Origin of the sequence: Enterococcus sp. DIV1758, assembly GCF_051711985.1 — a bacterium.
GTDB classification, from domain to species: domain Bacteria; phylum Bacillota; class Bacilli; order Lactobacillales; family Enterococcaceae; genus Enterococcus; species Enterococcus faecalis.
This window is the reverse complement of the sequence record NZ_JBIOOA010000001.1, coordinates 2,164,277-2,177,882: the sequence shown is the minus strand read 5'-3', so window position 1 is coordinate 2,177,882 and position 13,606 is coordinate 2,164,277. Positions and strand designations below refer to the sequence as shown.

Annotated in this window: 14 protein-coding genes; 10 read left to right on the top strand and 4 right to left on the bottom strand. The window is 37.6% G+C overall.

All coding sequences use genetic code 11. The features are described from left to right. The first annotated feature begins 128 nt into the window (after positions 1 to 128). Positions 129 to 1,334, top strand: coding sequence for an aminoacyltransferase (locus IGJ52_RS10475; RefSeq protein ID WP_002419468.1), 1,206 nt, complete (start codon positions 129 to 131; stop codon positions 1,332 to 1,334). A 55-nt stretch (positions 1,335 to 1,389) separates the two neighbouring features. On the opposite strand, the gene IGJ52_RS10470 is transcribed toward IGJ52_RS10475, so the two are convergent. Genes IGJ52_RS10470 through IGJ52_RS10455 form a run of 4 tightly spaced genes read right to left on the bottom strand, consistent with a single transcriptional unit; the run spans position 1,390 to position 4,361 of the window. Next, entirely contained in the window at positions 1,390 to 2,025 is a 636-nt protein-coding gene (locus IGJ52_RS10470; RefSeq protein WP_002356501.1) for an ECF transporter S component, read from the bottom strand. Positions 2,026 to 2,028: 3 nt separating this feature from the next. Then, entirely contained in the window at positions 2,029 to 2,583 is a 555-nt protein-coding gene (gene coaC / locus IGJ52_RS10465) for a phosphopantothenoylcysteine decarboxylase (protein ID WP_002359573.1), read from the bottom strand. Continuing rightward, positions 2,580 to 3,353, bottom strand: coding sequence for a phosphopantothenate--cysteine ligase (gene coaB, locus IGJ52_RS10460; RefSeq protein ID WP_016614373.1), 774 nt, complete (start codon positions 3,351 to 3,353; stop codon positions 2,580 to 2,582). The genes coaC and coaB overlap by 4 nt, the downstream gene beginning before the upstream one ends. 15 nt (positions 3,354 to 3,368) lie before the next feature. Continuing rightward, positions 3,369 to 4,361, bottom strand: a complete 993-nt coding sequence (locus IGJ52_RS10455) for a YhdH/YhfP family quinone oxidoreductase (protein ID WP_002382628.1) — start codon at positions 4,359 to 4,361, stop codon at positions 3,369 to 3,371. A 263-nt stretch (positions 4,362 to 4,624) separates the two neighbouring features. Here IGJ52_RS10455 and IGJ52_RS10450 point away from each other — a divergent pair, with 263 nt between their 5' ends. The 9 genes from IGJ52_RS10450 (at position 4,625) to IGJ52_RS10410 (ending at position 13,568) form a co-directional block, all read left to right on the top strand. Then, entirely contained in the window at positions 4,625 to 5,167 is a 543-nt protein-coding gene (locus IGJ52_RS10450; RefSeq protein WP_002356507.1) for a helix-turn-helix domain-containing protein, read from the top strand. Between the two features lie 25 nt (positions 5,168 to 5,192). Then, positions 5,193 to 6,278 carry an ABC transporter ATP-binding protein gene (locus tag IGJ52_RS10445; protein WP_002356508.1) on the top strand — a complete coding sequence of 362 codons (1,086 nt, stop codon included), beginning with the start codon at positions 5,193 to 5,195 and terminating at the stop codon, positions 6,276 to 6,278. Between the two features lie 18 nt (positions 6,279 to 6,296). Beyond that, complete coding sequence (locus tag IGJ52_RS10440) at positions 6,297 to 7,103, top strand: ABC transporter permease (protein WP_002356510.1); 807 nt, start codon at positions 6,297 to 6,299, stop codon at positions 7,101 to 7,103. Further along, on the top strand, positions 7,103 to 7,939 hold the full coding sequence (locus IGJ52_RS10435) for an ABC transporter permease (protein ID WP_002356512.1): 837 nt from the start codon (positions 7,103 to 7,105) through the stop codon (positions 7,937 to 7,939). Before IGJ52_RS10440 ends, IGJ52_RS10435 begins: the two co-directional genes overlap by 1 nt. Beyond that, positions 7,936 to 9,009 (top strand): ABC transporter substrate-binding protein, encoded by a 1,074-nt coding sequence (locus tag IGJ52_RS10430; RefSeq protein ID WP_438792079.1) that lies wholly within the window; start codon positions 7,936 to 7,938, stop codon positions 9,007 to 9,009. The genes IGJ52_RS10435 and IGJ52_RS10430 overlap by 4 nt, the downstream gene beginning before the upstream one ends. 149 nt (positions 9,010 to 9,158) lie before the next feature. Next, positions 9,159 to 9,842, top strand: coding sequence for a TVP38/TMEM64 family protein (locus IGJ52_RS10425; protein ID WP_002419471.1), 684 nt, complete (start codon positions 9,159 to 9,161; stop codon positions 9,840 to 9,842). Positions 9,843 to 9,950: 108 nt separating this feature from the next. Further along, positions 9,951 to 11,243: a GntP family permease gene (locus tag IGJ52_RS10420; RefSeq protein ID WP_438792078.1), complete on the top strand. Its 1,293-nt coding sequence runs from the start codon at positions 9,951 to 9,953 to the stop codon at positions 11,241 to 11,243. Between the two features lie 21 nt (positions 11,244 to 11,264). Then, complete coding sequence (locus IGJ52_RS10415) at positions 11,265 to 12,413, top strand: glycerate kinase (RefSeq protein WP_261998609.1); 1,149 nt, start codon at positions 11,265 to 11,267, stop codon at positions 12,411 to 12,413. Between the two features lie 141 nt (positions 12,414 to 12,554). Then, complete coding sequence (locus IGJ52_RS10410) at positions 12,555 to 13,568, top strand: sugar diacid recognition domain-containing protein (RefSeq protein WP_267580255.1); 1,014 nt, start codon at positions 12,555 to 12,557, stop codon at positions 13,566 to 13,568. Positions 13,569 to 13,606: the final 38 nt, after the last annotated feature.

Below are 13,606 nucleotides of genomic sequence, written 5' to 3'. Positions count from 1 at the left end.
TTACATAAAGAATAAGATCTACATTTTTTCTAAAAATTTTCATGTAAAACTTTACTAGTCTGTTGGAATACACTATGATAGTGTAAGATAAACGGACTATTGGAAAGTCACAGCAGAGGAGTTTGAACATGTACACATTTAAAATCGGTATTCCGGCAGAAGTACACGATACATTTGTTAAAAATCACCCATTATGTAATTTACTACAGTCATCTTCATGGGCAAAAGTCAAGGATAACTGGGGTTCTGAAATTGTTGGGGTTTATGAAAAGGATACATTAGTTGCATCAAGTTTAGTTTTAATCAAACCATTACCAGCCGGTTTTACGATGTTATATACACCAAGAGGTCCAGTAATGGACTATACAAATGAACGTTTGGTCAACTACTTTATGGCTGAATTGAAAAAATTTGGCAAGAAAAAACGAGCTTTATTTATAAAAATGGATCCAGCGGTTCACTATCAAGATTTTCATTTGGGAGAAGAACATCAACCGCATGCTGAAGCGACATCTATTATTGAGACCTTGAAAAAAGCAGGGGCCAAATATCAAGGACTGACAATGGATATGGGGGCCACCATCCAGCCTCGCTTCCAAGCGAATATTTATCGTGAAGATTTTAGTGAGGAACAATTGTCAAAAAGTACCAAGAAAATGATTAAAACAGCTGAAAAAAAAGGGGTAGTTGTGCAGCAAGGGCATGTTGACTTTGTTGATGAATTTGAAAAAGTCATTCAATCAACCATGGAACGCCAACATATTTCTTTGCGGAATAGTGATTACTTTAAGAAGCTGTTGAACATTTACCCAGAAGACTCCTTTATTATGCTGGCGCAAGTCAATTTAAAGGAACGCTTAGATAGCACGCAACAACGCTATGACAAAAATCAAAAAGACTTGAGTAATTTGAAAGAAAATCAAGTGAAAAAGCGCCATAATTTAGAAGAATTAGATGCTTCCTTGACTCGGGAACTAAAAGAATTAGAAGAAAATATCGCAGAAGCTGGTGAAATCGTCACGGTTGCTGGCGCCTTGGCTGTAACATTTGGTCCAACAAGTGAAATCCTTTATGCTGGCTTAGATGATCGTTATAAACGCTACATGCCAACTTATGTGACTTGGCGAGATGCCATTCAAGAATGTTTTAACCGTGGCTGCGAAAGCTGTAATATGGGCGGCTTAGAAGGTAGTTTAAATGATGGCTTAATCAAGTTTAAAGCGAACTTCAACCCAACGATTAATGAATTTATTGGGGAATTCGATTTACCGGTTAATAAATTATTATTTAAAGCCAGTGAATATGCCTATAAATTACGAAAACAAAAAAAATAAATAAAAACCACAGGGGCTAAAAATCAAACTTGATTTTTAGCCCCTGTGGTTTTTTCTATAATTTTTGCGTTGCATTCCGTTTCATTAAGCGAAGCAAAACGCTAGCAATTGCTGAAGCAGCTACACCAGCAACAAGAGCTTCTGGCACACCAGAACTGAAAATCGTCGCAATAATAGCTAGGTAAACAGCAGTTCCAGCTTTACCAATAATTTCAGCATAAGCTGAATTAAAAAGAAAATAAATCATGTTCATGACTAAAATGGTATTCGTTGCTGAGCCTAAAACACCAGCCACAAATAAGGAGACAGGTTGCGCTTTTTCCTTCGTTAATTTATTTAGCCATTTGTAAGCGAAATAAGGAACGACCCCAATTAAAATCCGCGGAATGAGCACAATTAAAAGAGCCTTCCAACTACCATGATCGGTACCAATCACAGGAATAAATGGAGAAAAAACAAACGACAAAGGTGTTGGTGCTGTCGTATTTTTAATTAAGCTAATGATCCCAAACGTGCCGCCCAACATACTACCGATTTTTGGCCCTAAAACAATGGAACCAATAATTACAGGAATATGCATCGTGGTCGAATTTAAAGGACCTAATGTGATAAATCCTAGCGGGGTTAAAGCCAGTAAAAGTAAGATAGCTAAGAACATTGCTGTTAACGTAAATTTTTTCGTGTTATTCATAAATTACTCCTTGTTATCAGATGCTAAAATTTTCATCACTGTTTGAAGGATATCTTCAACAGTGGCAAGTGCGCCACGACCATAATCGCCACAAGCTAATAGAGCTTCACGTGGGATTATTTCTTGATAGCCGACTTCTTTTAAAATGCCAATATTTCGTTGGACAATGGGGTTTTGGTACATATACGTATTCATCGCGGGCGCAATAATTTTTGGCGTTTCAGGATAAAGTGCCAAAGCAACTGTTGATAGTAAGTCGTCGGCAATCCCATGGGCTAATTTCCCAATTGTATTGGCCGAAGCAGGTGCTACTAAAAATAAATCCGCTTTTTTAGCTAACTCAATGTGATTAATTTTACTGGGATCAATTTCCATCATGACATCCGTATGCACTGGATTCTTAGAAAGTGATTGTAACGTCAGCGGAGTGATGAACGCTGTGCTGCTTTTAGTCATTAAAATTTCCACATTGTAGCCAAGCTTAGCTAGTTGACTTGTAATATCTGCTGCTTTATATGCAGAAATGCTGCCAGAGACGCCTAATAAAATAGTTTTCATTGTTGTTCTCTCCATTTCTTTTCAACATTTTTAACGATCATTGAACCAATCCCTTGTTTTGAACAAGCTTCTTGGACAATGCCCGTTTCGTTAATTAATAATCCTTCGTGTTCTGTTTCATGAACGTTCATCAAGTCATTGGCTAAGACAAAGTCACACCGATTTTTAATCAAAGCGGCTTGTGCAACTTGGACAAGTTCTTCTTGTGAAACGTTGACAAGTAATTTAAAGCCCACTAAAACAGTTTGGGGTTGCTTGGTACGAATCATTTGGATGACTTTAGGATTTTTCTTTAGAAAAATTAATAATCGGTCCGTATCAGATGAAATTTTTGTTGCTGTTTGAGGAATATCAGCAATCTGATTCAATGTGTTTTTAACGATAGTTACCAAGGCTTCTTTGGTCTTTGGCAATGTTTGTTCGCTTAATTGTTGCGCAAAAGAATCAATAAATTGTTCTTCCGTTTGCGCGGTTTCCGTCGTAAAATCACTGACTGCCATTGCGTGAACAATCGCATCAAATTGCTTTTCAGCAAAGAGTTGTTCTAACGTAGTGGCTAATTCAACCGTTGTTTCTATTTCTTTAATTGATAAGTCCAATTGTTGGGTTGGACGTAATGCATGTTTGGTTGTTACGTAGGTTACGGTGTGTCCAGCAGCTAAAAAACTTTCAGCAATTGCTTTTCCTAGTCCGCCAGAAGAATGATTGGTAATCGAACGAACATTATCAATCGGTTCTGACGTTCCGCCAGCAGTAACTAAAACATCCATAATCAAAACGCCTCCTTAAGAAATTCGGACAATGGTCCGTCCAATATGTTGGCCTGCTTGTAATGCTTCAAAAACAGGGGGAAGTTCTTCTAAAGTAATCTCTTGATACACAGCTTTTTCAGTGATGTCTAAATCAGTGGCAAGACGTTGCCAAACTATTTTTCGTTTGTCCATACCAACATTAACCGAATCAATGCCCAATAAATGAACGCCCCGTAAAATAAAGGGTAAAACGGTTGTCTCTAATGTAATTCCAGCAGCGCGGCCACAAATGGCTGAACGGCCATCATAACGAAGTTGTGGTAAAACAGCAGAAGTAATTTCCCCACCAGTGGTATCAATTGCAAAAGCAAAACGCTGTTTCATCAATGCTTTAACAGGAGTTGCTAAGAAATCTTCTACTAATAAGCATTCACTAACACCTAACTCTTTTAAAAGCTCAAAAGAATCTGGCTTTCTAGTTAATGCAGTGATTGAAGTGTAGCCTAATTGATGCAACATCGCAATAGACAATGTCGCAACACCGCCTGTCGCACCAGTTACAATAATGGGGGCTTCTTTGTCGTCGCGTAAGCCATCGTCTTCTAAAGCTGTGACAGATAATCCTGCCGTAAAGCCAGCAGTTCCGAAGATCATTGCTTCTTTGAGACTCATTTTTTCAGGAAGTGGAACTACCCAATCGCCAGGAACACGCACATATTCAGAATAACCACCAGTATGAGTAACCCCTAATTGATAGCCTGTTACGATCACTTTATCGCCTTCTTTGAAACGAGGATCTTCCGATGTGACAACGGTGCCACTGACATCAATTCCTGGAATCATTGGATAATTGCGAATCACACCGCCGTCTTTTTTTGAAGCTAAAGAGTCTTTAAAGTTAACTGAGGAGTAGGCTGCTTTGATTACTACAGTGCCTTCTGATAAATCGTCTAAAGTAATGGTTTCTAGTTGACCAATAACAGATGTATCTTGTTCTCTTAACGTAAATGCTTGAAATGAATTCATATAAAAACTCTCCTTCCAATTATGTAAAAAAGCAACTCGTCTTATTTTATCATATTCTGATTTTTTCGTATCATTTTTCTTCTTATAAACAGTAAGTTATACAGAAAAGAAAGATTGTGTGACAATTAGACTAGAAAAATAAAGAAAAATGGTTGAAATTTTTCAAAAAGTTCGTATACTAAAAAAGGTAAAACTAAACTGTAAGTTTAGTATTACAAAACTTTTGTTGAAAAGATTAGCTGAAAATAGAAACGAGGTGTGCCATGGAAATTGGTGAGAAGTTGAGAAATTTACGCATTCAGAAAAATTTGACACAAGAAGAATTAGGCGAAAGAACGGATTTATCCAAAGGCTATATTTCCCAATTGGAGCGGGATTTAAGCTCACCATCAATGGAAACATTTTTCTCAATTTTAGAAGTACTAGGCGTGACGCCAGAGCAGTTTTTTAGTCAGCAACCGCTTGAACAGAAAATTGTCTACAATGAAGAAGAAAGTACCCTCTATTATGATGAAGAACATGGCTATGAACTAAAATGGTTAATTCCAGCCTCAAATGAAAAAGAAATGGAACCTGTCATTATTACTTTTGATAAAAATGGCGAATACAAAACGTTTGAACCTTCTCTATCGGAAACATTTATTTATGTGATTGATGGCTCCATTCGTTTGACATTAGGGGAAGCCACGTATATTGCTAAAAAAGGTCAAACCATGTATTACCAAGCAACAGAACCTCACCAAATTAGCAACAATGGTCGAGGAAAAAGTCGTGCGTTAATTGTGGCGACAGAATCGTATTTATAAAGGACGAAATGGAGGAGTTTATCCAGTGAGAAACCATGTGATTTCATTTGAAAATGTTGTCAAACAATTTGACGATGAACCAGTATTAAAAAATGTCAGCTTTGAAATTGAAGAAGGAAAATTTTATACCTTATTAGGACCTTCAGGATGTGGCAAAACCACGATTTTGCGTATTATTGCGGGATTCAATGACGTGACTTCTGGTGATGTTTATTTTGATGGTAAAAGAATAAATGATGTACCTGCCAATAAACGCCAAGTCAATACCGTGTTTCAGGATTATGCTTTGTTTCCTCACATGAATGTTTTTGATAATGTTGCGTTTGGTTTAAAAATCAAAAAACTATCCAAAGCAGAAATTGAAAAAAAAGTGAAAGAGGCATTACGTTTGGTTCAATTACCCGGCTACGAAACACGTGAAATTAGTGAAATGTCTGGGGGCCAACGTCAGCGGGTCGCAATTGCTCGAGCGATTGTCAATGAGCCAAAAGTATTGCTTTTAGATGAGCCGTTATCCGCTTTAGATTTGAAATTACGCACAGCGATGCAATATGAACTACGTGATTTACAACAACGTTTAGGAATTACTTTTATTTTTGTGACCCATGATCAAGAAGAAGCATTAGCGATGAGTGATGAAATTTTTGTCATGAATAAAGGTCATATCGTGCAAAGTGGCACACCAGTTGATATTTATGATGAACCGATTAATCACTTTGTTGCTGACTTTGTGGGGGAAAGTAATATTGTGGACGGCGTGATGCTGGAAGATAATTTAGTTTCATTTGTGGGCAAAAAGTTTGAATGTGTCGATGGCGGCATGCGGAAAAATGAACCTGTAGAAGTCGTTTTACGTCCAGAAGACTTAACGATTACCACGCTTGAAAAAGGCAAGCTAACTGTAACGGTGGACACGCAGTTATTCCGCGGCGTTCATTATGAAATTATTTGTTTTGATGAACAAGGAAACGAATGGATGGTGCATTCCACTCGAAAAGCCAAAGAAGGTGCTCAAGTAGGTCTCTCTTTTGAGCCAGAAGATATTCACGTGATGCGCTTCAATGAATCAGAAGAAGACTTTGATGCCCGTTTAGAAAGTTACGACGAGTAAAAGAAAGGGGAAAATAAAATGAAAACAATGCGTCGAATTTATTCGATTCCCTATGTAATGTGGTTACTTTTATTCGTCATTGCGCCAGTGCTAATGATTATTTATCAATCATTTTTCGATATGAATGGCCAGTTTACCTTGGCGAATTACCAAACGTATTTTACATCAGGAACGTATTTAAGTATGACCATTAATTCAGTGTGGTATGCTTTTCTGATTACCATTTTTACGTTATTGGTAAGTTATCCTACGGCTTATTTTTTGACAAAGCTCAAGCATAAACAGTTGTGGTTAATGCTGGTTATTTTACCAACATGGGTGAATTTATTATTAAAAGCTTATGCCTTTATTGGGATTTTCAGTATTCATGGGAGTATCAATCAGTTTATGAGTTTTATGGGTTTGGGTACGCACCAAATTTTGTTTACAGATTTCAGTTTTTTATTTGTCGCAACGTATATTGAAATTCCATTTATGATTATGCCGATTTTTAATGCCTTAGAAGAGATGAATCCTTCATTGATTAGTGCTAGTCGGGACTTAGGAGCTAGCAGTGCGGAAACATTCCGCCGTGTCATTTTTCCTCTCTCCCTAAACGGTGTGAAAAGTGGCGTTCAAGCTGTCTTTATTCCTTCGCTCTCGCTCTTTATGTTAACGCGTTTAATTGGCGGCAATCGGGTGATTACGTTGGGAACGGCGATTGAGGAACACTTCTTAGTAACGCAAAACTGGGGCATGGGTTCAACAATTGGTGTGATTTTAATTGTTGCCATGTTTATTGTGATGTTGCTGACGGGTGAGAAGAAGAAAGGGCGTGGCAAATAATGCAAAAGAAAAAGTTTAAATGGTCTTATGTGTATTTATTCGTTGTCTTTGCGCTACTGTACGCACCAATCTTTTATTTGATTTTTTATTCGTTTAACGACACGCAAACGATGAATCAGTTTACTGGTTTTACGTTAGATAATTATCGGAACGTTTTCGAAGACACACGTTTGTTAACCATTGTTCTGAATACGTTTTTGTTAGCTTTCTTATCGGCTTTAATAGCAACCATCATTGGAACATTTGGCGCGATGGGGATTTATTATACAAAACGTCGTAAAAACCGGAACACGTTGCTTAGCTTTAATAACATTTTACTCGTTTCACCAGATGTTATTATTGGAGCCAGTTTCTTAATTTTCTTCACGGCAGTAGGGTTTATCAGTTTAGGTTTTACAAGTGTATTATTGTCGCATATTGCCTTTAGTATTCCGATTGTTGTTTTAATGGTTTTACCAAAACTACAAGAGATGAACGATTCTATGGTAGATGCGGCACGGGATTTAGGGGCCAATAATGTTCAAGTGATTAAAAATATTATTTTGCCTTTTTTAGCGCCAGGAATTATTGCTGGCTACTTTATGGCCTTTACTTATTCGTTGGACGATTTTGCCGTAACATTCTTTGTGACAGGCAATGGTTTTTCAACATTATCTGTTGAAATTTATTCACGAGCACGTCAGGGAATTAGTTTAGAAATCAATGCCTTAAGTGCGTTAGTGTTCCTATTCTCAATGATTCTAGTTGTCGGTTATTACTTTATCAGTAAAGACAATACACCAAAACGTTTAAAGAAAATGCGTCGGGAACAAAGTGAGGTGGCCAAGTTAAAATGAAAAAATTACAGTCACTTTTTATTGGAATTATCGCTATTATTGTCATCTTGTTTTTTGGCGTGCGCCAATTGGAGAAAGCAAGTGGCATGGCAGGAGCAGATACCTTAACCATTTACAATTGGGGAGACTATATAGATCCGGCCTTGATTAAGAAATTTGAAAAAGAAACAGGCTATAAAGTCAATTACGAAACCTTTGATTCTAATGAAGCCATGTATACAAAAATTCAGCAAGGTGGTACAGCCTATGATATTGCCATTCCTTCTGAATATATGATTCAAAAAATGATGAAAGCGAAGATGCTTTTACCACTTGATCACAGCAAATTAAAAGGCTTAGAAAACATTGATGCACGCTTTTTAGATCAATCCTTTGATCCCAAAAATAAGTTTTCCGTTCCGTACTTCTGGGGCACGTTGGGGATTATTTATAATGATAAATTTATTGACGGCCGTCAGATCCAACATTGGGATGATTTATGGCGCCCGGAATTAAAAAATAATGTCATGCTGATTGATGGCGCTCGCGAAGTGTTAGGATTATCTTTGAACAGTTTAGGCTATTCGTTAAACAGTAAAAACGACCAACAATTACGTCAGGCTACCGATAAGTTAAACCGATTAACGAACAATGTCAAAGCAATTGTTGCCGATGAAATCAAAATGTACATGGCTAATGAAGAAAGTGCAGTTGCTGTAACTTTCTCTGGTGAAGCTGCTGAAATGCTAGAAAACAATGAACATCTACATTATGTGATTCCCAGTGAAGGCTCTAATCTCTGGTTTGATAACATTGTGATGCCTAAGACAGCCAAAAATAAAGAGGGTGCCTATGCATTTATGAACTTTATGTTACGACCAGAAAATGCAGCACAAAACGCAGAATATATTGGTTATTCCACACCAAATAAAGAAGCTAAAAAACTATTACCAAAAGAAGTTGCCGAAGATAAACAATTTTATCCAGATGATGAAACCATCAAACATTTAGAAGTTTACCAAGACTTAGGTCAAGAATACTTAGGAACTTATAATGATCTGTTCTTGGAGTTTAAGATGTATCGGAAATAAAAAAGTACCTTTGTAACTTTCGAATCGACCCTAAAAGTTAGATTAAAAAATCTAACTTTTAGGGTCGGCTTTTATTCATACAAGCTTCTAATTGAGGCACAAAGAATCCTGTGCTACACTTTGTATAAAGCATAAAAGGAGCAAAGAAAATGAAGAGGAAAACAATCCGAATACTACTAATCAGTAGCGGTCTTATTTTAATCCTGTTGGTTGGTTACCGTTTGTATCTAGAATATCAAACAGATATTCAATTATTTTTGAATCCTAAAGCCAGTAAGACACAATTATTAGAGCGAATTCGTTCACATGGTTTTTCAGCAGCGCTGTGGTTAGTTTTTTTGACAGTAATTATGTGTGCAGTACCAGGGATTCCAACCTCGGTAATTGGTGTGATTGCAGGATTGAGTTTTGGTCCATTTAGTGGCACACTCATTAACGTTTTAGGGAATAGTTTGGGAAATTTAGTTGCAATCTTTTTGATGCATCATATAAAATTTTTAGATAAAAAAACGGAGACCAATCATTGGGTCCAGTCCATTCGACGGATGAAGCATCCAAAAATTGGGATTATGGTGGGCTACATGATTCCAATTATTCCTTCTTCTGTGATTAATTTTGCTGCGGATACTATGCAGTTGCCATTAAAAAATTTAATAGCCGCGATAGTCGTTGGTGTGATTCCTTCCTCAATACTTTACGCATGTGGAGGTGAAGCACTATTTCATGGATATAATAAAACGGCAGTATTGTTAATTGTGAGTGTTCTTTTGTTCGTTGGATTGGTGGTCATTATTAAGAAAGATAGAAAAAGATTTCAAAAAACTGTTCTTTAAGAACAGTTTTTTGTGCATTTGAACAATAAATCCTGTTAAATTTACAATTTTAAAAAGAAAGGACTTTGATAAAATGAAAGCGTAAACAATTTAAGGAGCTGATTTTGAATGCCAGATATTACAATATCTTGGGTTGCTGCAATTTTAGGATTAGTTGTAGCGATAGTATTAATTTTGAAAAAATTTAATCCTGTGTATTCCTTGTTTTTTGGTGCAATTGTTGGTTGTTTTATTGGAGGCGCTTCCCTGTCAGATACAGTCGCTGTTCTATTAAACGGAACACAAAGTATTATGGGAACCGCAATCCGTGTCTTAGCAGCCGGCATGTTGGCGGGTGTGATGATGGAATCCGGTGCGGCAGAATCAATTGCCAACGCCATTGTACAAAAGCTTGGCGAGAAAAAAGCTATTTTATCTTTGGCATTATCAACAATGGTAATTACATCAGTGGGCGTATTCATTCCTGTTGCAGTGTTGATTGTTGCCCCGATTGCTCTATCCGTTGGGAAAAGTACGGGTATTAGTAAATTATCATTATTGATTGCTTTATCAGGTGGCGGCAAAGCGGGCAATATTATTTCGCCTAATCCAAATACTATTGCAGCGGCGAACGGCTTTGATTTACCTTTAAGTGACGTTATGATTGCTGGCTTTATTCCAGCCGTATTTGGTTTAATTACAGCTGTTGTTCTTGCAAATATCATGAGAAGCAAAGGATCAATGGTCAAAGAAACGGATCTTGTAGAGGAACAAACAAAAGAATTATTACCTTTGAAAAAGGCGTTAATCGCGCCAGTGTTAGCGATTGTCTTATTATTACTTAATCCGATTGGCGCCGTTTTAAATATTTCTTTCATCAAAAGTTTGAATATTGATGCTCTGTATATTTTGCCGTTCGCTTCAGTTGTTGGGACAATTGCGATTGGGCAAACAAAACAACTGGCCTTTTATGCATCTTCTGGCTTGAAGAGAGTAACCGATACCGTTTTAATTTTAATTGGTGCAGGTGCAATTGCTGGATTAATTTCTGTTTCTGATTTATCAACACAAATTGTCCACTTAATTTCTGTTATGGGAATTTCTGGAACCTTCTTGGCACCGATTTCTGGTATTTTAATGGGCTTAGCAGTTGGTTCAACATCCACAGCGGTTATTTTAGCGACAGGTTCTTTTGGACCAGCGATTTTAGATATGGGCACATCTTCACTTTCAGCAGCAGTCATGGTGCATACTGGGGCAACTGTGATTGATAGTGTTCCTCAAGGCAATTATTTCCATATTACGGCACAAAGTATGAATATGACGATTAAAGAAAGAATTCGAGTGATTCCTTATGAAATGTGTGTCGGTGGGGTAATGACGATTGTTGCAACCATTTTATATGGCTTTATTTTAAACTAGTTGGAAAGTAGGCGCGAAAAGATGACGAAAAAATTTGTTTTGGCTCCAGACTCATTTAAAGAAAGTATGAGTGCAAAAGAAGCCTGTCTGGCAATGGAAAAAGGGATTTTAGCTGTATTTAAAGATGCAGACATTCAACACGTCCCTATGGCAGACGGCGGGGAAGGAACGGTGGATTCCTTAGTGGATGCAACAGGAGGCACAAGAGTACCAGTGCGTGTGGCAGGACCGCTTCCTGATCAAATCGTTGAAACCTATTACGGCTTATTAGGTGACCAAGAAACGGTGGTCATTGAAATGGCGAAAGCCAACGGAATTGAATTGGTCAAAGCAGCAGAACGTAATCCCTTGATCACTTCTACTTATGGTACAGGAGAAATGATTCAACATGCGCTTAATCATGGGGCAAAAAAAATCATTATCGGCATTGGTGGTAGCGTGACAAATGATGGGGGTGCAGGTATGATTCAGGCACTTGGTGCGCGTTTGTTAGACAAGGAAGGGCAGGAATTGACACGTGGCGGTGGTGCATTAGATAAACTGGCGCAGATCGATTTAACAGAGTTTGATCAACGTATTTTTGCTACCGAAGTTCTAGTAGCAAGTGATGTGAATAACCCACTAACAGGGCCAACAGGGGCGTCTCATGTCTTTGGCCCGCAAAAAGGTGCGACAGAAGAAATGGTGGCTCAATTAGATAAAAACTTAGCCCATTATGCAGCGATTATCAAAAAAGAGGTCGGCATTGATGTTGAGATGATGCCAGGCGCAGGAGCTGCTGGTGGTTTGGGTGCAGGGTTACTAGCATTCACAAAAGCTCAGTTACGCCCAGGGATTGATATTGTCGTAGAAGTGAATCAATTAGAAGAAAAAATAAAAGCCGCTGATTATGTCTTTACTGGTGAAGGCGGTATGGATTTTCAAACAAAATTCGGCAAAGCCCCTTATGGCGTCTCACGTTTGGCCAAGAAGTATCAAAAACCGGTTTTCGCTTGTGCTGGCTATATCGGCAAAGATGTGGATGTCCTCTATGAAGAAGGGATGACGGCTATTTTTGGAATTTTGGCCAAAGCCGAACCGTTGGAAGCAGCATTGAAAAATGGACCAGTTAACTTAGAAAGAACCGTTGAAAATATTGCTCGTACATTACAGCTGGTGCCTTGTGACTGAGAACTAACCATGGTATCATCAGTAATGAAAGCTGAAATAAAAATGTTCAGTCGTTGATCTGAAGAATTAAGCGTTTGGGACATAAGTCATTGCGGCTTATGTCCCAAACGCTACTCGCTTTTTAGAAAGTTGGCGATAGCAATGTTAAAATTAGACAAAATCCAAGCAAATAAAATTGTTGAAAAGTTGATGGCAGATATTCCTTATAACATCAATATTATGGATGAACGAGGAAAAATTATTGCGAGTGGAGATTCTGCTCGAATTGGGGAGCGCCATCGTGGCGCAGAAAGAGCCATCAATGAACGAAAAAATATTGAAATTTATAAAGATACTTCTCTAGAGAAAAAAGGCACCAATGAACCGATTATTTTGAATGATCACATTTTAGGTGTCGTAGGCATTTCAGGAGAACCAGACGAGGTGCGCAAATTTACCAAGCTTGTGCGCTCGATTGTTCTTTTACTGACAGAAGAATTAAATACACAACAAGAACGCGAAAAAAAGAAGAAACAAAAAAATCAGTTTATCCAGCACTTAATGCATGTTGATTCTGCTTACTCAGAAGCCTTAAAACTTGAAGCGTTGGAACTATATAACCTTCAATTAGATGACCAGAATCATTGTGTACTGACCAAGGACAAGCGCTTATTATCCAGTTATTATCCTGGCCATGAAATATTTGAATGGGAAAATTGTTATCTGGTGATTACTTCTGAACCACCTCAGATAACAAAGCCAGTAACAGAATACTTTGTGATAAGTTCGGAAAAAGCCACGATTCAACAAATGGTCCAAGAGGCACAAAACACGTATTTACTTCTATCGTTTCTCCAATTAGAAAAGGCTAAGTTTTACCAAGCAGAAGATTTTTTCATTCAAGGCATTTTTAATTTTCCTTTTCATATTGAATTGGATTTTTTTGAGACCATCCAGATGATTTATGATGAATACTATGAAACCGTTATTTTTTTCGCCAATCATAACTTAAACATCAATGAAACCTCACAAGTATTACATATCCATCGAAATACATTGAATTACCGTTTGAAACGAATTCATGAATTGACGGGGATGGATCCAAAAGTTTGGCAAGATTTTTGGAAATTGTTCTATTATTTTGCCTATTGCTTTAAAGAACGTTTTGAAAAGTAGTGAGGAGCAGGAATGCTTGTTTGTTAAGCAAGTGTCAG

Bases quoted from the DNA above. Each gene is read 5' to 3' on its own strand.
- IGJ52_RS10475 (WP_002419468.1), top strand. From the start codon at position 129: ATGTACACATTTAAAATCGGTATTCCGGCAGAAGTACACGATACATTT.
- IGJ52_RS10470 (WP_002356501.1), bottom strand. From the start codon at position 2,025: ATGAATAACACGAAAAAATTTACGTTAACAGCAATGTTCTTAGCTATC.
- coaC (WP_002359573.1), bottom strand. From the start codon at position 2,583: ATGAAAACTATTTTATTAGGCGTCTCTGGCAGCATTTCTGCATATAAA.
- coaB (WP_016614373.1), bottom strand. From the start codon at position 3,353: ATGGATGTTTTAGTTACTGCTGGCGGAACGTCAGAACCGATTGATAAT.
- IGJ52_RS10455 (WP_002382628.1), bottom strand. From the start codon at position 4,361: ATGAATTCATTTCAAGCATTTACGTTAAGAGAACAAGATACATCTGTT.
- IGJ52_RS10450 (WP_002356507.1), top strand. From the start codon at position 4,625: ATGGAAATTGGTGAGAAGTTGAGAAATTTACGCATTCAGAAAAATTTG.
- IGJ52_RS10440 (WP_002356510.1), top strand. From the start codon at position 6,297: ATGAAAACAATGCGTCGAATTTATTCGATTCCCTATGTAATGTGGTTA.
- IGJ52_RS10435 (WP_002356512.1), top strand. From the start codon at position 7,103: ATGCAAAAGAAAAAGTTTAAATGGTCTTATGTGTATTTATTCGTTGTC.
- IGJ52_RS10430 (WP_438792079.1), top strand. From the start codon at position 7,936: ATGAAAAAATTACAGTCACTTTTTATTGGAATTATCGCTATTATTGTC.
- IGJ52_RS10425 (WP_002419471.1), top strand. From the start codon at position 9,159: ATGAAGAGGAAAACAATCCGAATACTACTAATCAGTAGCGGTCTTATT.
- IGJ52_RS10420 (WP_438792078.1), top strand. From the start codon at position 9,951: ATGCCAGATATTACAATATCTTGGGTTGCTGCAATTTTAGGATTAGTT.
- IGJ52_RS10415 (WP_261998609.1), top strand. From the start codon at position 11,265: ATGACGAAAAAATTTGTTTTGGCTCCAGACTCATTTAAAGAAAGTATG.
- IGJ52_RS10410 (WP_267580255.1), top strand. From the start codon at position 12,555: ATGTTAAAATTAGACAAAATCCAAGCAAATAAAATTGTTGAAAAGTTG.